The following is a 20,132-nucleotide window of genomic DNA, read 5'->3' on the forward strand; positions in this document are numbered from 1 at the left end:
TTAAGGGCGCGCAGAATTGTGCTGCTGCCTCGGTATTGATTGAGTGCCGCTCTTTGCAGCGGCAAACCAATGTATGATGTTTGCCGAGATTATTGATCACATATCCGGCAGCAGGCCAAGTTCGTCGCCGGGACGAAGATCCTGGCGTGCTCTTTCGCAAGTAACTGCCCCAGCCGGAGCCCTTCATGTCCCATCCGAAACTGTTCACGCCCCTACAGGTCGGCGCGTTGGAGCTCGAAAACCGTATCGTGATCGCTCCGATGTGCCAGTATTCGGCGCGTGAAGGCGAGATGACGGATTGGCATCTCATGCACTTAGGCAATCTGGCCCTTTCGGGCGCGGCGTTGCTTACGATAGAAGCCACCGCGGTCGCTCCTGAAGGCCGCATCACGGCTTTCGATGTCGGCCTTTGGGACGACCGTACCGAGGCGGCGATCGGTCGGGTCGTCGATGCGATTCGGAGCTGGTCATCGATCCCGATTGCGATCCAGCTATCACATGCCGGCCGCAAGGCGTCGGTCGATGTGCCTTGGCGGGGCGGCCGCCATCTCCCGCCGCACGACCCTAACGGCTGGCAGACCGTGGCGCCCTCGGCGCTCCCGCTCAGTGTCGGCGGCCGGTCTCCCGTCGCCCTCCATGCCGCAGGTCTCGAGCAGATCCGCCAGGGCTTTGCCCAGAGCGCGCGACGCGCGGCCCGACTCGGCCTTGATGCTGTGCAATTGCACGCGGCGCACGGCTATCTGTTGCATCAGTTCTTCTCGCCCATCTCGAACAAGCGAGAGGATGAATATGGCGGGTCGCTCGAGAATCGGATGCGCTTTCCACTGGTAGTCTTCGACGCAGTTCGTGCTGCCTTCCCCGCAGATCGCCCGGTCACGGTTCGCATTTCGGGAGCCGACTGGATCGAAGGAGGCGCGACAATCGACGACGCGGTCTCCTTCGCGAAGGCGCTGGAAGCACGCGGCTGCTCGGCTCTCAACGTTTCCAGCGGCGGGATCGATCCGCTCCAGCGGATCACCGATGGGCCCAGCTACCAGGTTCCGTTTGCGCGGGCCGTGAAACAGGCTGTCTCGATCCCGGTGGCCGCCGTCGGGCTGATCACGGACTATGAACAGGCAGAAGCGATCATCGCGACCGGCGACGCCGATCTTGTCGCGCTGGCCCGCGGCATCCTGTACGACCCGCGCTGGCCCTGGCACGCCGCTGCGCACCTGGGTGGCCGCGTACGCGCGCCGGATCAGTACCTTCGCTCTCAGCCTCGTCAGTACAAGAATCTTTTCGACTACCAATCCCCGGCGTGAGCTTGCGCTCGACATCAACGTCCGCGCGCTGGTCGGCTATTGAGCCGGCTCCCAAATATGGCGGCTCATGAGGCGTCCTCGCTGAGCCCTCTGGCGGCTCAACCAAACCTAGGTATGGCTGCAGTTCGCTCGACCGACCAATATGGTGCGGAGTTCGTGACCAGAGCATGTCAGGCGTCGGCGCTCGCGTCTTGGCCGATGCGCTGGGGTTCCGTAGGGGCGAACTGTGAGGACGATCGACCGGAAAAAACGTCGGGCCGTGCTTGTGATAGCCGTCGTTGCATCGGCGTTGATCTTTGCTGCAGATGCGCTGAGTCCGATCGATGGTGCGGTGGCGGTGCTTTACACCGGTGTGGTGCTGATGGTCGCTCCGCTCGGCCGCAGGTTCATCGTCGCTGCGGGTTGCATCGCGGCGCTGCTGGCGCTGACGGCCTTTCTGTGGGGGCATGCGTCCGAACTGGTCGGTGGCGCACTGCTGCGGCTCGTCGTCAGTCTGGTCGCCATCCTGATCACTGTTCTTTTGTCGGTGCGGGACCGATCCGCCCGCATTTCGCTGGCCGAGCAGGTGAGAATTCTCGAGGCGGCACACGACACGGTGATCATTCGCGATTCCGCCGGGATCGTTGGTTACTGGAACGAGGGCGCCGAGCGTCTGTACGGCTGGTCGCGGGATGAGGCGATCGGGCGTCACTACGCCGAACTCTTCGACGAAGCGGCACCGGTCGAGGACATTGATCGATCGATCCGAGATAGCGGAACGTGGTCCGGCGAGGTCGTCCGCATACGCCGCGACGGCGCCCGGCTGATTCTGGCAAGCCGCTGGTTGCAGCGGCGCGATCCGGAGGGACGGGCGATCGGGATCATCGAGGCCAGCGCCGACCTCACGGAGAGCCGGCGGGCACATGCGGAACGGCTCAACTCGGAGCGGCGCTACAGCACCATCTTCAATTCCGCCGGCTTTGCGGCCCTGGAATGCGATCTCAGCAGTGCTTTGCGTCTGGTGTCGTCCGGGACCGGCGATGTAGTCGGTGCGCTGTGCGCGGATCTGACGCTGCTGGTAGCCGCAGTAGAGCGGATCACGATTTACAATGCCAATCCGGCCGCCTTGGAGATGTTCGACGCCAAAGACACTGGCGATCTGATTGCGGCCGAGTTGCTGGCCTGTTCGATCCCGGAGGTTCGGCAGGCGCTCGAAACCATTTTCGTCGCGCTCGTCGGCGGTGCGACACAGATCGAGACTGAAACGCGCTTCATCACACGGAGCGGGCGGTCGATCGACGCGGTGTTGCGATTGTCGGTGTTGCCGGACGGAGCCGACTGGTCGCGGGTGCTGCTGATGGCGTTCGACGTGACCGAACGCAACGAGGCGCGGGCCAAGATCGAGCGGATCTCCGCCGAGCTCGCCCACGCCGGGCGCGTCTCGGTGCTCGGTCAACTGGCGGCATCGGTTGCGCACGAAGTCAATCAGCCGCTTGCCGCGATTATCAACTACGGCAAATCAGGCAAACGCTGGCTGATGCGGCCGACCCCGGATCTCGGCGAGGTTGCCGATTGCCTGGACAAGATCGTGTCGAACGCTAATCGCGCGGCCGAGGTCGTCGGCCGCGTCCGCTTTCTGACGCGCAAATCGGCGCCGCGGTCGGATTCGGTCGATCTGGTGGTGATGGTTCAGGATGCCATCGAGTTGCTGAGACGGGAGATCCACCGCGCCAAGGCGACTGTGCGTGTCGAACCCGGCGGTCCGATCGCGGAGATCGATTGCGACCGCGTTCAGGTTCAGCAGGTGATCGTCAACCTGCTGATGAACGGGCTCCAGGCAATGCGAGGGCTCGATGCACGTCGTGAGATCCTGGTCAGTCTCGACGACAGCGGCGACACAGTGGCGGTCGCCGTCTGCGACACCGGGGCGGGGATCGCGGGGGACCCCAAGCAGATCTTCGAGCCGTTTTTCTCGACCAAATCCGATGGGATGGGTCTGGGATTGTCGATCTGCCGGACCATCATCGAGGCACAAGGCGGCCAGATCCTGGCGTCGAACAACGACGGTTCCGGCGCCACCGTGGCGTTCACTTTGCCGCGGAGCAACCCGCAAGAGGGGCGGCATCATCGCGGCCTCATATCTTGATATGATGGGTTCTGCAGGCCAAAGCCGTCATACCATCGCGGGGCCAGGTTCGCGGACGCCGCAGGAGACGACTTTGGCGCAGGGAAATACGATCTGCATCGTGGACGACGACGAAGACGTGCGAGAGAGCATTTCCAGCTTCTTTCGGTCGGTCGGGCTCCAGGTCGTCGGCTTCGGCACCGCCGAGAACTGTCTGTCGTCTGCGACGATCGACAGTGCCGCGTGTCTGATCACGGACCTGCATATGCCCGGAATGAACGGGCTTGGATTGCACCGCGAACTGCAGCGTCGCGGCGTCCAGGTGCCGGTCATCGTGATGACGGCCTATTCGACACCGGAGGCCCGTGCGGAAGCTCGCCATCTTGGCGCCGCCGGGTTCGTCGAGAAGCCGGTCGATCCCGAAATCCTACTGCAGAACGTCGAAACGATCCTGCGGGAGGCATCGGCTCATGATCGCGATCCAGATTCGCCGGAGCCGACGTCATGAGCGAGCCGTCGGGTGGGCCAGAACCATCACTGATCTGTGTCGTCGATGACGACGAAGACGTCCGTAGCTCGATCAGCAGCCTGCTGCGCTCGGTCGGCTATCGGGTGAAGACCTTCGCCGGACCGCAAGAATTTCTTGCCTCCGACGCCGTGGACACCGCCTCCTGCCTGATTCTGGATATCCGGCTCGGAGAAGCAGATGGCTTGGAATTCCAGGAGGAGCTTGTCGCCGCCGATACGCCGATTCCGATCATCCTGATCTCGGGGCACGGCGACATTCCGATGACGGTCCGGGCGATGAAGGCCGGCGCCGTCAACTTTCTGCCCAAGCCTTTCGCCGAGGCGGCGCTGCTCGCCGGCGTCCGGGAGGCCGTGTCTCGCGCGCGGCAGAAGCGGAGCGAGGCGGACCGGGATCATAGTCTCCGCATGCACTACGAATCGCTGACGTCGCGCGAACGCGAGGTGATGGGGCTTGTCACGGCCGGCTTGATGAACAAGCAGATTGCCTGGCAGCTGTCGCTCAGCGAGATCACCGTCAAGATTCACCGCGGCAACATGATGCGCAAGATGCAGGCGAAGTCTCTTGCCGAGCTGGTCCGGATGGCCGACGCGCTTGGCGTCCGGGCGACGTCTGCTGCTCGGCTCGACGGCCGCCGGCGTGAACCGCCGACGTCGCAACGTTAGCTCTGCGTCTATCCAGTTCGGATTTAGGTAAGGCTCGGCGGCTCGTTCGGTGCCGCGGAGGCGCGTGCCGACTCGAAGGGCGCTTCGTCAGGCGTCGTTGTCGCTCGGTGATCCGGCGGCTGTCAGATGAATCGTGCGGCGGACGCATCATGTCTGTTACGAGATCGACGATCACACGAACCTGTCGGCCGCTGACGAAGCGCGAGACCCGACATTGTTCGTGATGACCCGCTGATGTCTTCGAAGTGCTGTTGCGCAAACGCAGTGCTGATCCGGAACGGCTTCCGTCCCTGCGTTGCCAGATCGATGTCACGCGGCCGTCGAAAGGTAGCGCAGCTACCCTCGGCCTCGACGCTGTCGCACCGCAATCAGGAGACGATCATGTCGACCTTCACGACCGCCGATACCACGAAACTGTACTACAAGGATTGGGGCAGCGGCCAGCCGGTCGTGTTCAGTCACGGCTGGCCGCTATCGTCGGACGCGTTCGAGGACCAGATGTTCTTCCTCGCCCAGCGTGGCTTCCGGGTGATCGCCCACGATCGTCGCGGTCATGGCCGATCGGACCAGCCGTGGACCGGCAACGATATGGATACATACGCCGACGATCTCGCGGCGTTGGTCAAGCACCTCGATCTCTCGAATGCGATCCACGTTGGGCACTCCACCGGCGGCGGTGAGGTGGCGCGCTACATCGGCCGTCACGGTGCGGCGCGGGTGGCCAAGGCGGTGCTGATCGGCGCGGTCCCGCCAGTAATGGTGAAGTCCGCGACCAACCCCGGTGGACTGGACATCTCGGTGTTCGACGGTCTGCGCGCCGGCGTGACCACCGATCGCTCCAAATTGTGGAAGGATCTCAGCCTGCCGTTCTACGGCTACAATAAGCCGGGCGCGCAGGTGTCCGAGGCGGTGCGCGAGTCGTTCTGGCTGCAGGGCATGATGGCCGGTCTTCCGGCTGCGTATTTTTGCATCAAGGCGTTCTCCGAAACCGACATGACGGACGACCTCAAGAAGATCGAAGTGCCGACGCTGTTGTTGCACGGCGACGCCGATCAGATCGTCCCGATCGACGATTCGGCAAAACTCTCAGCGAAGCTGCTGAAGAATTGCGAACTGCAGGTGATTCCCGGCGCGCCGCACGGGATGTGCACGACCCACAAGGACCTGATCAACGAACGCCTGCTCGCCTTCTTCCAGAAGTAGTTGCTTGCGTCGGCCGGCCGAGCTCGTTCCTCCTTGTCGATCAGGCCCTTCGTTGAGCCGACCGCTCGACCCTCACGCCAGCGCTTTGCCCAGGCCAATCACGACCCTCCCTACGACCGATGAAAGGACCCTCACATGCAGCTGCCCCTCGTCCGCCCGAACCTGGATAGTCCAACGGATCTGTCGTCCGAGGCCATTCGCGACATTGCTGCCGCGTTGCGCGCCCTGCTGGCCGATGTCTTCGCCATTTATCTAAAGACGAAGAATTTCCACTGGCACATGTCCGGTCCGCACTTTCGCGACTACCATCTGATGCTCGACGAACAGTCGGACCAGATCTTCGGCATGACGGATCAGATCGCCGAACGTTCCCGCAAGATCGGGGGCACGGCACTGCATTCGATCGGACACATCGCCCGGACCCAGCGCATCCTCGACAACGACGCCGACTACGTGGATCCGCAAGACATGCTGGCCGAGCTTCGCGGCGACAATCAACAACTGACCGTCGAGCTACGCCGCCTGCACGGGCTTTGCGACCAATATGGCGATATCGCGACGACTAGCCTCATCGAGAACTGGATCGACGAGGCTGAGCGGCGGGTCTGGTTTCTCTACGAAGCTGGTCGGCACGGCCATAACTCGCACGGCGAATAGACGGGAGGCACCACATGACAATGACTTCCGAGGCGAGCCCTTCGCTCGGCAGCGTGCCCCGAGTCCTGGACGACAAATGGGGCTGGTTCGTCGCGATCGGGTTGATCGATCTGATCATCGGCGGGATCTCATCCACCAACCTGATGCTGGCCAATCTGGTATCCGTGGTGGTGATCGGCGCTGCGATGATCGTCAGCGGCATTGCCCAGGTCGTGCATGCCTTTTCGGCTCGCGGGCCGCGAGGCACGGCGTTTTGGTTTCTCAGCAGCTTGATTTATACGGCCGCCGGGGCCCTCATCGTGTATGATCCGCTGCTGGCGTCGCTCGAACTCGCGCTGCTGGCAGGATTCTTCCTGGCGAGCGTGGGCGTGATGCGCACCATTGTCGGCATCAAGACACGGCCTGCGGCGGGTTGGGGCTGGATCGTTGCCGCCGGCATTGTCAGCTTTGCAACTGGCAGCGTGCTGATCGTCAGTTCGCCGGGGATTGGCCTTTGGCTGTTTGGTGCGTTGCTTGTCGTCGACCTCATCGTGCAGGGCTGGGGTAACCTCGCCTTTGGCATTGCGCTCAAGGTGCGGGAGCTGCGGGCGGCGTGACGCAGTCGTCGTCCAGCCGAGTAGCCGCTAGCCGGCGGGCACTTGGTGCTCCGCTGGCTGCTTGTCCGCTGAAGCATTTCCCGGCCGAAGACTTTCAGTCGTCGACTCCTGGCTGCCTCCAGGACCTTCGGTGTGCAGAGGTCAGTGTGTCACATCGAGATGAAACGAGAGCGTGCTGCCGATCCCAGCCTGGGAGCGCGCCTGGAGCTTGCCGCCATGCGCTTCGATGATGGCGCGCGCGATCGTCAGGCCGAGGCCTCTCTTGGCCGGACGGGTCGAGAAGAACGGCTCGAACACGCGAGCCACGGTGTCCGCTTCCATCCCTGTTCCAGTATCGCTGATGCTGCAATGGACCGCGCTGCCGACATTCCGGATGGCAATCGACAGGCGCCGGTCTCGGCCTTCTGTGACGGCCATCGCGTCGACTGCGTTGCCGATGAGGTCGAGCAGGACCTGTTGGACTTGCACGGCATCGGCCCTCGCATAGCTCCGCATCGCAGGGAGCTCAGTTTCGACCGCGATCCTATGCCGTTCGATATCCTTCGCAACATTCCGCAGCACTGCTTCAAGCAGATCCTCGATCAGAACGGGCTCGAATGACGGTGCGGCGTGAACAGCCAGAGCTTGCAAGGACCGTGCGATGGCGACGGTGCGAAGCGCCGCGTCGCGCATGCGTTCCAGCCCCCGGATGACTTCACCGAGCTCGGCTTGCGGCCGGTCGAGCCAGCGAAGCGCCGCCTCCGCATCGAACACCAGGCTGGTGAGCGGATGATGGAGCTCCCGCGACATCACCGCGGCATAATGCCCAACGGCTGCCATTTCGTCGGAGCTGGCAGCATTCACAGACTTCACCGGATCGCCGATGCCATTGCGACTGCGGCTGTCAGGCGACGAGCGGAGGTCGCTCAGGGCCGGACTTTCGCCGGACCAGCACATCTGGGGGGTGCGGAAAGTTCGCGGGGCCGAAGCAGGCGGTTCTCGCATCCTTGCATTCCTCGGAAATCGGAGAGCGGCGCGCCGACGCCTCGGCCGGCAGCCCTTCCTCGATCGCGATGATGCCCGGCCCAGAACCATGCGTCTTGAACGAAATGCGAATCCGCTTGTGCAGATTGGGAGCGGCCTGACGCTTGCTCACCGGAGATGGTCGCGCCACGCCCTCGGCGTCGCGCCGGTCTCGCGGGCGAAAACCCGTGTGAAATGACTTTGGTCGGCAAAGCCGCAGGCGGCCGCAATCTCCGCGAGCGAAAGTCTGCCTTCGACGATCAGGCGCTTGGCGGTTTCGACGCGCATCTTGAGCAGCCAACGATGCGGTGTCGTCCCGGTGGCTTCGGCAAACTGCCGCGCGAAATAGCTCGGCGTAAGCCCGCATTCGGCCGCGATCTCGGCAATCGAAACGTCGCCGTCAAGACGGCTCGCGATCAGGTCCTTGGCTCGCCGCAGCCGCCAGCCCGACAGCCCCTTCGCCAGGACCCGCGGCTCGATCGCGACGCCGTAAGTGCCGGCAATGTGCGCACAGAGCGCCAGCATCGTGTGATCGAGGAAGAGCCGATTGGCCTCCGTGGGGCGCTCGAGCGCGGGAAGCATCGCCATCCCCAGATGCAGCATCGTCGGGTCGAAGAAGCCCTGGCCGCTCTGCGCGCGGAGTTCGTCGATCGCTCTCACGCCGCTGGCGGCGGCAAGGTCGGAAAAGTACTGTCGCGGAATATGGAAATGAAGGAAATCGAACGGATCCTCCAGCTTGGCTTCGACGCCATTGCGAAGGTCGAAGAAGACGCTGTGATTCCTGAGCAGATCGGTCTGCGGAGTGGTTCGGCCGCCGAGCCAGAGCTCACCCTTCTGATAGTCGATCAATTCGATCGTCAGCGCGTAGCCCTCTTCAGGCGGCACCGGTGCGACCATTCCGAACCCTGGGCCTCCGATCAAGCGGGCCACCGTGACGTCGCTTTGCGCCTTTCCCTTCACCAGCAGCGATGTGACCGAACACTGCCCACGCCAATGCTCGTCCAGCCGTGTGCCGTAGAATTCGGCGCTGCTCATCCGCGTTCCTTGCTGGGTATGGCAGCCCGACGGAGCTGCCTGTCGACACGCTGAGGGTCACGCGGCGGTTCGTCGGCCGGAGTGCAGGATGAGCGGTGCTCATTCCGAACGGTTGAGCGCGGTCCATTCGTCACGAGGCATGCGCCATCTGCTCCATTCCGAGTCGGCGGCTCTGGATGGTCGGATGCGGATGTCGGTCGATCCTGCCTCGGGCAACTTGCTGGGCCGTGCCGCAATGCCGCCGCGCCGCTGTCGCTACCTTGGCGAACGCGCGCGCTTCGATCTGCCGGACCCGTTCGGCAGAAAGCGAGAGCGATTGACCGATGGCCTCGAAGCTGGCGGGGCGGTCGCCCAGATGCCGCGCCGAAAAGATGTAGCGCTCACGCGCGTCGAGCTGCACCAGCGCGTCCCGGAGCGCGCCGCGCTGACGATCGAGTTCGTCGTGGCCCGCCAGAATGGCTTCGGCATTCGGCGAGTCGTCGGCGATCAAATCCTGCCACTCGCCGCTTTCGTCGAGGTCCGACAGCGGTGCGTTCAACGACAGATCGCCCGCCAAGCGCTGCTCCATCTCGACGACCTCGCGCAGCGGGACCTCGAGTGAGGTCGATATCTGCTCCGCCAGGTCTTTGGTGAGGGCACCGTGGTGGTCGGGCCTGAGCCGGCGGATCTCGCCGCGGAGACGGAAGAACAGCTTCTTCTGCGCCGGCGTTCGACCGATGCGCACCAGCGACCACGACCTAACGATATGATCGTAGATCGCCGACCGGATCCACCACACGGCGCAGGTCGCAAAGCGTGCGCCGCGCGTCGGATCGAACTTGTCGAGCGCCATCATCAGGCCGAGATTGGCTTCGGCGATCAGATCGCCGATCGGAAATCCGTAGCGTCGATAGTTGCGGGCCAGCTTCGCCGCGAGCCGAAGATGGCTTGTGATCAGCACGTCAGCCGCAGCTTTGTCGCGAGCAGTGTGCCAGCGCTGCCACAAGCGCGCCTCTTCATCCGGTTCGAGCACCGGATAGCGGCCGATCGCCCGCATGTAGTCTTGCTCGTCGAACAGCACGGAATTGACGTGTGTCGATGCGGGCGCCGCCATAGGAAATGATGAGGCCATAGTAATCTCCACTACCGATGCTGAACTCTAGTAAGCAAGGTAGCGAGGCCCCCTTCGACTGAACATTAAATCTAGGTGTTAAGTGGACAGCGGAACGAATAATCTGCGCTTCGTCCCGTCGCGTCCAGCGGGCGAGGCTGGATATCCGACCTTGGACGACGTTGCTGCGCGCGAAATGCACAAGGCATCGTTTATTTCGACAAGACGGGACCGCGAATCGATGCCGTAGATGCGTCCGGCTACTCACGATTCGTCTATCTTGATGGTACGCGCCCGATGGCTGTCGGCTTGACGGCCCTGTCGGATGCGCCGGCCCGTTACGGGCTGGTCGACCGCTGCTGTGAGTCGGCGATCGGGTTCGGCGAGTCGAGCTGGTCGGACGCCGCGCCGATTGCGAGGGCCACCAGCACCCCAGCGCCCCCCGACATTGAGCCGGTCAGGCCGAAATGCCCCAGTGCCGAGCTGCCCAGAACGACGCCGAGGAGAAAGGCGCTCCATGAGGCTCCATAGGCCAGCGCCTGAGCCGCGCCTCCTCGACCCTGCGCCAGATGTGCCAGAGCCTTGCCGAGATTGAATAGAAAACCGGTGATGAAGCTCTTGCCGAGGTCGGCGCCGGCGATCGTCTCGTGAGCGGCGTTCTGAATGCCCATCGCGACGCAGATAGGAAGCAGCGCGGCGTAGCTCGCGGTGCCGAGGCTCAGAGCGATCGTCAACAGCAGAAGGGCGATCTCCGTGGCCAGGACTGCCGTCAGCTTGAAGCGACTAACGGCATCACCTATCCACGATCCGATGAATGCGCCTGTGACGAATCCGACGATTACCACGGCGCAAAGTACCAGAAGGGCCCGATCGCCTTCGGCAATCGCAATGCCCAGGCGGGTGCTGTTGCCGCTCATGAACGAGACGTACAAGCCGGCCAAATGGGTGTAGCCCACGGCGTCGAGGTAGCCCGCCATGCACGTAAGCGACATTGCAAACACGCCGTGGAGCATCGAGCTTGCGCCGGCACCGGTCGCGATCTCCGGCGCTCCTGTCCTGTCGGCATCCGACCGCATCGTGGTCACTCGCTCTGGATGTCGGCTCTGCACTTGGACGAGAAACAACGATGCTTGCGCGCGATTATTCACACGCAAGCATCAGTCGGGACCGTCCTGCGTCAGCGCGTCACGGAACGTGGGTTTGGATTGAGCGCCGCCATCGCGACGTCGTCGAGCTCGAGGTGACCGCGGACCAGATCCGGCGGTGTCAGCGCCAGCCACTGATTGAGCGGAACGTCCCTGAAAAGCGGCTTGTTGAAGACGTTCAGCACGCGCACCGGGGTGGTGCCGATGTTCTCGATGTAGTGCGCGAGCGTCTTCGGCACATAGCCGACGTCGCCGGCGCGATAGTTGAACGTCCGCGCCTTGGAGGTGGCGTCGAACACCGTCATCCGGGCCTCGCCCTGGATGTAGTATTGCCATTCGTCGGCGTCGGGGTGCCAATGAATTTCGCGGAGCGCGCCAGGCTCGAGATCGATGATCAGCGCCGCCATGTTGGTCACCGGGAAGTTGCGGACGTCGATCACCGTGGTCTTGCCGCCGTCCCACTGCGTCGGCGTGAAGTCGCCGCCATGCACCGTGAACGGCGTGGCAGGGCGGTTCTTCGGCAGCTTGGCCATCACCTCGCCGAGCGGCGGCGGCACCGGCAGCGGGAAGATGTACTTCTCCTTCGGCGGCAGATTGGCGAAATGCGTCGCCGGGATGCCGAAGTTCTTGGCGACGACATCGATCGGCATGTGTGCCATCAGCTCGGTCACCAGCAGCGTTTCGTTCTCGGAGAAGTTGCCGTCGTCGAACACCAGCAGAAACTCGCAGCCTTCCGCGTGCGCCTGGATGGAATGCGGGATGCCGGAGGGGAACAGCCAGATGTCGCCGGCCTTCAGATCATCGACGAAGACGCCGCGATCGGCATCGACGGCGGTGACGCGGCAGCGGCCCTCGAGCACGTAGCCCCATTCTGCTTCCTTGTGCCAATGCAGCTCACGGACCACGCCGGGGCCGAGGCGCATGTCGACGCCGGCCATGCCCTTGGCGGCAGGCAATTCCCGGACCGTGACTTCGCGCGCCCAGCCGCCGGCTTCGAGCCGGTTGTGCGCCATGCCGAACGAGAACTTCAGGTTCGGGATCGAGCCGTTGTCGGTTGGCGGCGGAATGAGAATATCGGGGTTCTGCAGATCGAGTTCGATATTGCGCGGACCGGGATCGTCGGCGCCGTAGCTGCCGCGGATCGGTTGAGGTTTGGCTGATGTCGGCATTGCGTGTCTCCGCTGCATTGGATTGAGCCGGGTGTCTCGGCGCGCCGCTGAGGGCGGTCGAGCGAGTGGCGTTGCTCAAGTGAGACGGATGTCCCGCGCTACGCTTGTCCAATTGCACGCCGATGGTGGAGCGGTTCCGCTATCGAACGATCGCGCAGGGCGGGTTGTGAACGGCATGCGTCATGACAGCGCCCGGCATTCTTCGATCGTTTTGACCCCAGCAGCAGGCTCGAACGAACGGCCCAATCGATATCCGCCTGCGGCAGCGAGCAGTGAGAGTGCGACGACGCCGGTCACATAGGCGATTCCCAAGAGCGGGTGACGATCCAGAATGAGCGTGAACGTCTCCAGTCCCATCAGTGACCGTGTCGTGAAGCCGCCGCAGAATCCCGCCATCACGAACTGACGCGACACCGCGCTCGCGGGGAAAACCCCGCGCCGATCTGTCAGCGTGGCGTAAAGCGCGATGATGAACGAGCCGACGATGTTGACGACGGCCGTCGCGATCAGATCGCCGTTGCCTCCGACATCCATGATGATCGCAGCTGAGGTGAACCGCGACAGCGCCCCGAGCGCGCTGCCGAGCGCTACCGCGGTGCAGAGAACGATGCGCGAGGCCGGCATGGTTAAGCTCCTCCGCCCGCCGCCCAGATCGTACCGAAATAGCCCAGCGCCACGGCGATCAGACACAGAGTGGTCGATGCGATCACGTTGAGCACGGCGAGCCCTGCGCGACGGTCGAGCACCAGATTGATGGTCTGCAGACTGAACGACGACACCGTGGTGTAGCCGCCGAGCACGCCGGTGATGATCAGATCTCGTGTGAGCGGGCCGTCGAATGCACCCGCATAGACCCGGGCGAAGCCGACGAAGACGCCGATGAGCAACGCGCCGGTCACGTTGACGACGAGTGTGCCCCAGGGGAACGTCGTCCCCCATCGCAGTCCGACCGCATCCGAAACGACGAAGCGGGAAGCGCCTCCGATGGCGCCGCCGACACCGACCAACAAGCAGGCCTCGAGCGTCATTGTCTGCACCTCAGATGCGTCGTCGACGGAGACGTGTTGATGTCATCGATCGGCAGCGCAGGCGGGGGCGCGGGCGGCGTGCCCGCATGCGATCGCAGCCGCGCGATGTGGTTTCCGAGCGCGTCGAGATAGAGATAGACGACGGGCGTCGTGTATAGGGTCAGCACTTGCGACAGTAGCAGTCCGCCGACGATGGCGGTGCCGAGCGGCTGCCGCAGCTCCGATCCGGTGCCGGTGCCGAGCATCAACGGCAAGCCGCCCAGGATCGCCGCGCTGGTCGTCATCAGGATCGGCCGGAACCGCAGGGTGCAGGCCTGATAGATCGAGTCCTCGGGCGAGAGCCCCTGCGTGCGCCGGACATCAAGCGCGAAGTCGACCAGCATGATGCCGTTCTTCTTGACGATGCCGATCAGCAGGATGATGCCGATCAGCGCGATCACGCTGAGATCCATCTTCACGGCCATCAGCAATAGCAGCGCGCCGATTCCGGCCGACGGCAAGGTCGAAAGGATCGTGATGGGGTGGATCAGGCTTTCGTAGAGCACGCCGAGAATGATGTAGATCACGATCAACGCAACGCCGATCAGCAGCGGCGTGCCGGCCAGAGACGACTGAAACGCCTGGGCGTTGCCCTGGAATGAAGTAGCCAGCGCCGCCGGCTTGCCGGATGACTTCTCGAAAGCCTTGATCGCCGCTACGGCATCGCCGAGTGCGATCCCGGGCTGTAGGTTGAACGACAGCGTCACCGAAGGAAACATACTCTGGTGATTGATCAGGATCGGGCTCGGCACGATCTTGCTGGTCACCAGCGTGCTGAGTGGCACCTCTTGGCCGCTGGACGACGGCACGTATATCTGTTGCAACGCATCAGGGCCGTATTGGTAACGCGGGTCGACTTCCAGGATGACGTGGTACTGGTTCAGCGAGGTGAACATCGTCGAGACGATGCGCTGGCCGAAGGCGTCGTCGAGTGTATTGTCGATCGTGCTTGGGAGGATGCCGAAGATGGAGGCGACCTGGCGGTCGACCGTGATGTCCAGCCGCGGTCCCGCATTTGCCTGATCGCTGGCGACGTCAGTGATGCCCGGGATCTGCTTGAGCTTAGCGAGATAGATCGTCGCCCAATGGGCCAGCTCGGCGGAGTCGGCATCCGTCAGCGTGTACTGATACTGCGTCTTCGACAGCCGGGCACCGATCGTGATGTCCTGTGCCGACTGCATGTAAAGCTCGACACCCTGAATACGGGCCAGCTCCGGCTTGAGCCGGGCGATGATCTCGTCGGCGCTGACGTGGCGCTGCTCGCGTGGTTTCAGGATGATGAAGATACGGCCTTGATTCAGCGTCGCGGTCGGGCCGCCCGGCCCGATATAGCTGGCGACCGACTGCACCGCCGGATCCTTCAGCAGCACGCCGACGATCGCCTGCTGGCGCTCGGACATCGCAGGGAACGAAATGTCCTGCGAGGCTTCGGTGATGCCGACGATCTGCCCGGTGTCCTCCTGCGGGAAGAAGCCCTTGGGGATCACGCTATAGAGGTAGCCGGTCAGCGCGATGGTGGAGGCCATCACCATCAGCGTCGAGAAGCGATACCGCAGCACGACGCGCAATCCGCGTGCGTACAGCGCCAGCAGAGAATCGAAAGCCCGCTCGACGACCAGATAGACCTGTCCATGCCGCTTGCGGGTCTCGTCCTTGAGCAGCCGCGCGCACATCATCGGCGTCAGCGTCAGCGAGATGATCAGCGACAGGATCAGTGAGGCGGTGATGGTGACGGCGAATTCCTGGAACAGCTTGCCGACGTAACCGCCCATCAGGAACAGCGGGATGAACACCGCGATCAGCGACAGCGTGATCGACACGATGGTGAAGCCGATCTCGCCCGATCCCTTGATCGCCGCCTGCATCGGGCTGAGGCCGTTCTCGATGTGGCGCACGATGTTCTCGATCACCACGACGGCGTCGTCAACGACGAAGCCGACCGCGATGGACAACGCCATCAGCGACAGATTGTCGAGGCTGTAGTCGAGCAGATAGAGTACCGCGAAGCTGCCGACTAGTGACAGCGGTACGGTCACCGCCGGAATCACTGTCGCCCAGACATTGCGCAGGAACAGGAAAATCACCATCACGACAAGCCCGATGGTGAGCAGCAACGTGTGCTGCACGTCGGACACCGCGGCGCGGATCGTCTGCGTCCGGTCGGCGGCGATCGTCACCTTGATGGCGGGGGGCAGCGAGGCCTGCAGCTCCGGCAACAGCGCCTTGATCCGGTCCACCGTTGCGATCACATTGGCGCCGGGTACTCGCTGGACCGCGAGAATGATGGCGCGGTCCTTGTTGTACCAGCCGGCCAACAGATCATTCTCGGGACCTTCGATGGCTTTGCCGATGTCGCGGATTCGTATCGGTGAGCCGTTGCGATAGGCGATAATCAGAGCGTCGTATTGGTCCGGCTTGAGCAGCTGGTCGTTGGTGTTGAGGGTATAGGTGACGCGCGGGCTGTTGAGCGTGCCTTTGGGCAGATCGACATTGGCGCCGGCGACGACGCTGCGGACCTCCTCGAGGCTGAGGCCGCGGGCCGCCAAAGCCTCCGGATCGACCTGGATGCGGATCGCCGGCTTCTGCTGGCCGCCGATGCCGACCAGCCCGACGCCGGGAATCTGCGAAATCTTCGGCAGCAGGATGTTTTCCGCATAGGCGTCGACGGTGGTGAGCGGCAGGCTGTCGGACGTCAGTGCCAGCAGCATCACCGGCGTTTCGGCCGGGTTCACTTTGCGGATCGTCGGCGGGTAGGGGATATTCGGCGGCAGGTACGGACTCGCGGCGTTGATTGCGGCCAACACGTCTGTCGCGGCGCTGTCGACGTTCCGCGACAAATCGAACTGCACGATCAGCTGCGCGACGCCGAGCGCGCTCGAGGACGTCATCTGCACCACGCCGGGGATCTGGCTGAGCTGTTGCTCCAGCGGCGTCGCGATCGACGAGGCGATGGTCTGCGGATCGGCGCCTGGCAGCTGCGCCGAGATCTGGATGGTCGGATAATTGACGTTCGGCAGAGCGCCGACGGGGAGAAGCCGATAAGTCGCGAGCCCGCACAGCAGCAGGCCGAACATCAATAGCGAGGTTGCGATTGGACGGCTGATGAAGGGAGCCGAGAGATTCATGGTAGGGCGTCCTGAACGGCGCTCTGCAGATCGGCTTCCTGCGCCGCCTTGCCGTACAATGGCTGAATTCGGCTTCCGTCCGTCAGTCGATACTGCCCGTCGACCACTACCGTCTCGTCGCCGGCGAGGCCGGAGTCGATCAGCGCCTGTCCGCGGCTGATTTGACCGACTGTCACAGGCCGCATCTCGGCTGTTCCCGACGGCGAAACCACGTAGATGTAGGAGCCATTCGGCCCCTGCTGCACGGCGGAGCCCGCGACGGTGGCGGCGTTCTTTCGCGTCGTCAGCAGCAGATTGACCGTGACTAACTGGCCCGGCCACAGCCGATGCTCGGTGTTGGCGAACTCCGCCTTGAGCTGCACGGTGCCGGTCGCCTGGTCGATCTGGTTGTTGACGAGCAGAAGCTTGCCTTCGTCGAGCCTGGTCCGGCCGTCTTGGGTATAGGCGATCACTGGGAGGGAGCCCTTGGCCATCTGAGTCTGAATCCGGGGCAGATCGGCTTCGGGCAAAGCGAACAGAACGGAGATCGGCTCGATCTGGGTCACCACCACCAAACCATTGGGATCGGTCGGATGAATGATATTGCCGATATCGATTTGTCGAACGCCAGTGATGCCGGGGATCGGCGAGGTCAGACGGGTGTAGCCGAGCTGAACGTTGGCCTGATCGATCGCCGCTTGGTCGGCCTCTACGGCTGCCTGAAGCTGAGAGACCTTCGCCTGCTGGGTCTCGATCGCTTGGGTGCTGGCGAAGCCCTTGTCGCCGAGCTGAGTATCTCGATCGAGATTAGCCTTGGCGTTGCCAAGGTGTGCAGCATCTCGGTCGCGATTAGCGGTCAGCTGTGCGATCTGCGCCTGATAGGGACGCGGATCGATCTGCGCCAGCAGGTCGCCGGCTTTGACGAATTGCCCTTCAGTGAAATCGATCGCGGTGAGCTGGCCCTGGATCTGACTGCGGACCACATCGGTGTTGTAGGCGACGACGGTCCCGATGCCGCGCAAATAGATCGGCACATCGCTGCGCGTGACCCTCGCGGTAATCACCGGCACCGCTGCGCTTGGCACCTGCACCACGGCTGATGCAACGACGGACTCGTCTTGTCGGACGTACCAGAGGCTTGCCGCAAGCGCGGCTCCGGCCAGCGTGGAGGCGAGAATGGCGGATTTGCGCATGGTCGACATGTCCTTGCGAGTCTGACGAATTCACGCCGCACCATGCCGCTGTCCGAGCCGCGACTTCGACGCCTGCAGGCGGAGCAAGCGGAGCGCAATCGGCGGTGCGTTGCAGCCGGAGATCGATTAGACAGCTGGACTGTGGCGCCGCGCGATTTTGCAAATTTGCACGGCACAGGCGCGCCATAGCGGGGCCTGAGAGCATTGCAGCTCTGCTCGGCACGCCGCGTGGGCCTCGGATGAAATAGTCTTGTGATTCGGCGCGCGGCTTTCCACCTGCTCAAAGCTTCAATCGGTGAAGGCGTGAATCGCGGTGTGGTGGTCGCGCCCAATTGCTGATCCTTCACAGCTCAGTCAGGGAGTCGGGTGCATGCCCAAGGTCGCGGATCGAATTGTCGAGACCCTTCATCAAGCCGGAGTCCGGCGCATCTTCGGCGTCGTCGGAGACAGCCTCAACGGACTGACGGAGGCGCTGCGCGAGCACGGCGGAATCCAGTGGGTGCACGTCCGCCACGAGGAAGTCGCCGCCTTCGCCGCCGCCGGCGAATCCCAGATCACCGGCGAACTCGCGGTCTGCGCAGGTTCCTGCGGCCCGGGTAATCTCCATTTGATCAACGGCCTTTACGACGCGCAGCGGACACGTACGCCGGTGTTGGCGATCGCGGCGCAGATCCCGTCGGCCGAGATCGGCGGCGGCTACTTCCAGGAGACGCACCCGCAGAATCTGTTCCGTGAATGCAGCGTGTATTGCGAGCTGGTCTCTGATCCGCATCAGTTCGACTTCGTCATCGAGAACGCGATCCGCGCCGCCATCGGCCGTCGCGGCGTCGCCGTCGTGGTGATCCCCGGCGACGTTGCGTTGCGTGAGGCGACGGGGCGCGGAGTGTCGCCGGTCTCGGGCCTGCTGCCGCCGGCACCGGTCGTCACGCCGGGCGAGGCGGAGATCGAGGCGCTGGCGACATTGCTCAACGGCGCCGGCAGGGTCACGCTGTTCTGCGGCCGCGGCTGCGCCGGCGCGCACGACGAGCTGATGGCGCTGGCAGAGGCGCTGAAGAGCCCGATGGTTCACGCGCTCGGCGGCAAGGAGTACGTCGAATACGACAATCCCTACGACGTCGGCATGACCGGCTTCATCGGCTTTTCATCGGGCTATGAGGCCATGCACGCCTGCGACGTGCTGCTGATGCTGGGCACCGACTTCCCGTACAAGCAGTTCTTGCCAGGCGACGTGAAGATCGCCCAGATCGATCTCCGCGCCGAACAGCTCGGCCGCCGCTGCAAGCTCGACCTCGGTGTCGTCGGCGGCGTGCGCGAGGCCATCGCAGCGCTGTTGCCGAAGCTGACGACCAAGACCGATCGCCGGCATCTCGACCACTGCGTGGCGCACTACGTGTCGGCCCGAGAGGGTCTCGACGACCTCGCCAAGGGTACGCCTGGCCACAAGCCGATCCATCCGCAATACCTCGCCAAGCTGATCAGCGACAGCGCCGCCGAGGATGCGGTGTTCAGCTTCGACGTCGGCACGCCGACGATCTGGGCGGCGCGCTATCTGAAGATGAATGGTCGTCGCCGCCTGATCGGCTCCCTCGCGCACGGCTCGATGGCGAACGCGCTGCCGCAGGCGATCGGCGTCCAGGCGGCGCAGCCGGGCCGGCAGGTGATCTCGCTGTCCGGCGACGGCGGATTCACCATGCTGATGGGTGATCTCATCACGCTGACCCAGATGAAGTTGCCGGTGAAGATCGTGATCTTCAACAACGGCGTGCTTGGCTTCGTGGCGCTGGAGATGAAGGCGGCCGGCTTCGTCGAGCTCGGTACCGATCTGCAGAATCCGGACTTCGCCGCGATGGCGCGGGCGGTGGGCATTCACGGCGCTCGGGTCGAGGATCCCGGCGACCTTCCGTCTGCGGTGGCCGAGTTTCTCGCTCACGACGGCCCCGCCGTGCTCGACGTTGTAACCGCCAAGCAGGAACTGTCGATGCCGCCGACAATCGGCGCCGAGCAGGTCAAGGGCTTTAGCCTGTGGCTGGTCCGGGCGGTGATGAGCGGGCGCGGCGACGAAGTGATTGATCTCGCCGAACAGAATATGTTGCCCCGCTAGGCATATCGGCAGTGGAAGAATGAAGATGCGCCGCACCAGCCCAGCCTTGGCGGCGCATCTTCGTGTCAATCGCGCCTGAGCCGGACGCGTGCCGCCGCGCGCCCGGCCGGCAGCGGATGCCCCCCGATTACCAACTCTTCGGGCGTTCGTTTCGCACTCCGCAATGCGAAATGA

18 protein-coding genes are annotated in these 20,132 nt (G+C 63.7%); 8 read left to right on the top strand and 10 right to left on the bottom strand.

Annotated features, from left to right (window positions below):
• Positions 1-185 precede the first annotated feature (185 nt).
• From RPPS3_RS04970 to RPPS3_RS05000, 7 genes are all read left to right on the top strand, one after another.
• The gene (locus tag RPPS3_RS04970; protein WP_107343109.1) at positions 186-1,301 is read left to right on the top strand and encodes an NADH:flavin oxidoreductase/NADH oxidase; all 1,116 of its coding nucleotides are present in this window, start codon (positions 186-188) and stop codon (positions 1,299-1,301) included.
• Positions 1,302-1,527: 226 nt separating this feature from the next.
• On the top strand, positions 1,528-3,426 hold the full coding sequence (locus RPPS3_RS04975) for a PAS domain-containing sensor histidine kinase (RefSeq protein WP_107343110.1): 1,899 nt from the start codon (positions 1,528-1,530) through the stop codon (positions 3,424-3,426).
• Between the two features lie 100 nt (positions 3,427-3,526).
• A complete protein-coding gene (locus tag RPPS3_RS04980; RefSeq protein ID WP_234820100.1) occupies positions 3,527-3,913 on the top strand; it encodes a response regulator transcription factor in 387 nt (128 codons plus the stop codon).
• Positions 3,910-4,596, top strand: coding sequence for a response regulator transcription factor (locus tag RPPS3_RS04985; protein WP_107343111.1), 687 nt, complete (start codon positions 3,910-3,912; stop codon positions 4,594-4,596). The genes RPPS3_RS04980 and RPPS3_RS04985 overlap by 4 nt, the downstream gene beginning before the upstream one ends.
• 381 nt (positions 4,597-4,977) lie before the next feature.
• The gene (locus tag RPPS3_RS04990; RefSeq protein WP_107346441.1) at positions 4,978-5,799 is read left to right on the top strand and encodes an alpha/beta fold hydrolase; all 822 of its coding nucleotides are present in this window, start codon (positions 4,978-4,980) and stop codon (positions 5,797-5,799) included.
• A 135-nt stretch (positions 5,800-5,934) separates the two neighbouring features.
• Complete coding sequence (locus RPPS3_RS04995; RefSeq protein WP_107343112.1) at positions 5,935-6,456, top strand: Dps family protein; 522 nt, start codon at positions 5,935-5,937, stop codon at positions 6,454-6,456.
• A 14-nt stretch (positions 6,457-6,470) separates the two neighbouring features.
• Positions 6,471-7,052 carry an HdeD family acid-resistance protein gene (locus RPPS3_RS05000; RefSeq protein ID WP_107343113.1) on the top strand — a complete coding sequence of 194 codons (582 nt, stop codon included), beginning with the start codon at positions 6,471-6,473 and terminating at the stop codon, positions 7,050-7,052.
• A gap of 141 nt (positions 7,053-7,193) precedes the next feature.
• Here the strand turns inward: RPPS3_RS05000 and RPPS3_RS05005 are convergent, their stop codons facing one another.
• From RPPS3_RS05005 to RPPS3_RS05045, 10 genes are all read right to left on the bottom strand, one after another.
• Entirely contained in the window at positions 7,194-7,904 is a 711-nt protein-coding gene (locus RPPS3_RS05005; RefSeq protein ID WP_159060646.1) for a sensor histidine kinase, read from the bottom strand.
• A gap of 31 nt (positions 7,905-7,935) precedes the next feature.
• Positions 7,936-8,187 (bottom strand): hypothetical protein, encoded by a 252-nt coding sequence (locus RPPS3_RS24430; RefSeq protein WP_159060647.1) that lies wholly within the window; start codon positions 8,185-8,187, stop codon positions 7,936-7,938.
• Positions 8,184-9,089: a helix-turn-helix domain-containing protein gene (locus tag RPPS3_RS05010; RefSeq protein ID WP_107343115.1), complete on the bottom strand. Its 906-nt coding sequence runs from the start codon at positions 9,087-9,089 to the stop codon at positions 8,184-8,186. Before RPPS3_RS05010 ends, RPPS3_RS24430 begins: the two co-directional genes overlap by 4 nt.
• Positions 9,090-9,219: 130 nt before the next feature.
• Positions 9,220-10,200, bottom strand: a complete 981-nt coding sequence (locus tag RPPS3_RS05015) for an RNA polymerase factor sigma-32 (protein ID WP_107343116.1) — start codon at positions 10,198-10,200, stop codon at positions 9,220-9,222.
• A gap of 317 nt (positions 10,201-10,517) precedes the next feature.
• Positions 10,518-11,255 carry a YoaK family protein gene (locus tag RPPS3_RS05020; RefSeq protein ID WP_107343117.1) on the bottom strand — a complete coding sequence of 246 codons (738 nt, stop codon included), beginning with the start codon at positions 11,253-11,255 and terminating at the stop codon, positions 10,518-10,520.
• A gap of 101 nt (positions 11,256-11,356) precedes the next feature.
• Positions 11,357-12,493: an oxalate decarboxylase family bicupin gene (locus RPPS3_RS05025; RefSeq protein ID WP_107343118.1), complete on the bottom strand. Its 1,137-nt coding sequence runs from the start codon at positions 12,491-12,493 to the stop codon at positions 11,357-11,359.
• A gap of 180 nt (positions 12,494-12,673) precedes the next feature.
• Positions 12,674-13,117: a fluoride efflux transporter FluC gene (locus RPPS3_RS05030; RefSeq protein WP_107343119.1), complete on the bottom strand. Its 444-nt coding sequence runs from the start codon at positions 13,115-13,117 to the stop codon at positions 12,674-12,676.
• Between the two features lie 2 nt (positions 13,118-13,119).
• Entirely contained in the window at positions 13,120-13,521 is a 402-nt protein-coding gene (crcB, locus tag RPPS3_RS05035; protein WP_107343120.1) for a fluoride efflux transporter CrcB, read from the bottom strand.
• Entirely contained in the window at positions 13,518-16,685 is a 3,168-nt protein-coding gene (locus RPPS3_RS05040) for an efflux RND transporter permease subunit (protein ID WP_107343121.1), read from the bottom strand. Before RPPS3_RS05040 ends, crcB begins: the two co-directional genes overlap by 4 nt.
• Positions 16,682-17,857, bottom strand: coding sequence for an efflux RND transporter periplasmic adaptor subunit (locus tag RPPS3_RS05045; protein WP_107346442.1), 1,176 nt, complete (start codon positions 17,855-17,857; stop codon positions 16,682-16,684). Before RPPS3_RS05045 ends, RPPS3_RS05040 begins: the two co-directional genes overlap by 4 nt.
• Before the next feature lie 370 nt (positions 17,858-18,227).
• Between RPPS3_RS05045 and poxB the strand changes: the two genes are divergently transcribed.
• On the top strand, positions 18,228-19,958 hold the full coding sequence (poxB, locus tag RPPS3_RS05050) for a ubiquinone-dependent pyruvate dehydrogenase (RefSeq protein WP_107343122.1): 1,731 nt from the start codon (positions 18,228-18,230) through the stop codon (positions 19,956-19,958).
• Positions 19,959-20,132 lie beyond the last annotated feature (174 nt).

The sequence above is a fragment of the Rhodopseudomonas palustris genome (assembly GCF_003031265.1).
Classification (GTDB): Bacteria; Pseudomonadota; Alphaproteobacteria; order Rhizobiales; family Xanthobacteraceae; genus Rhodopseudomonas; species Rhodopseudomonas palustris_H.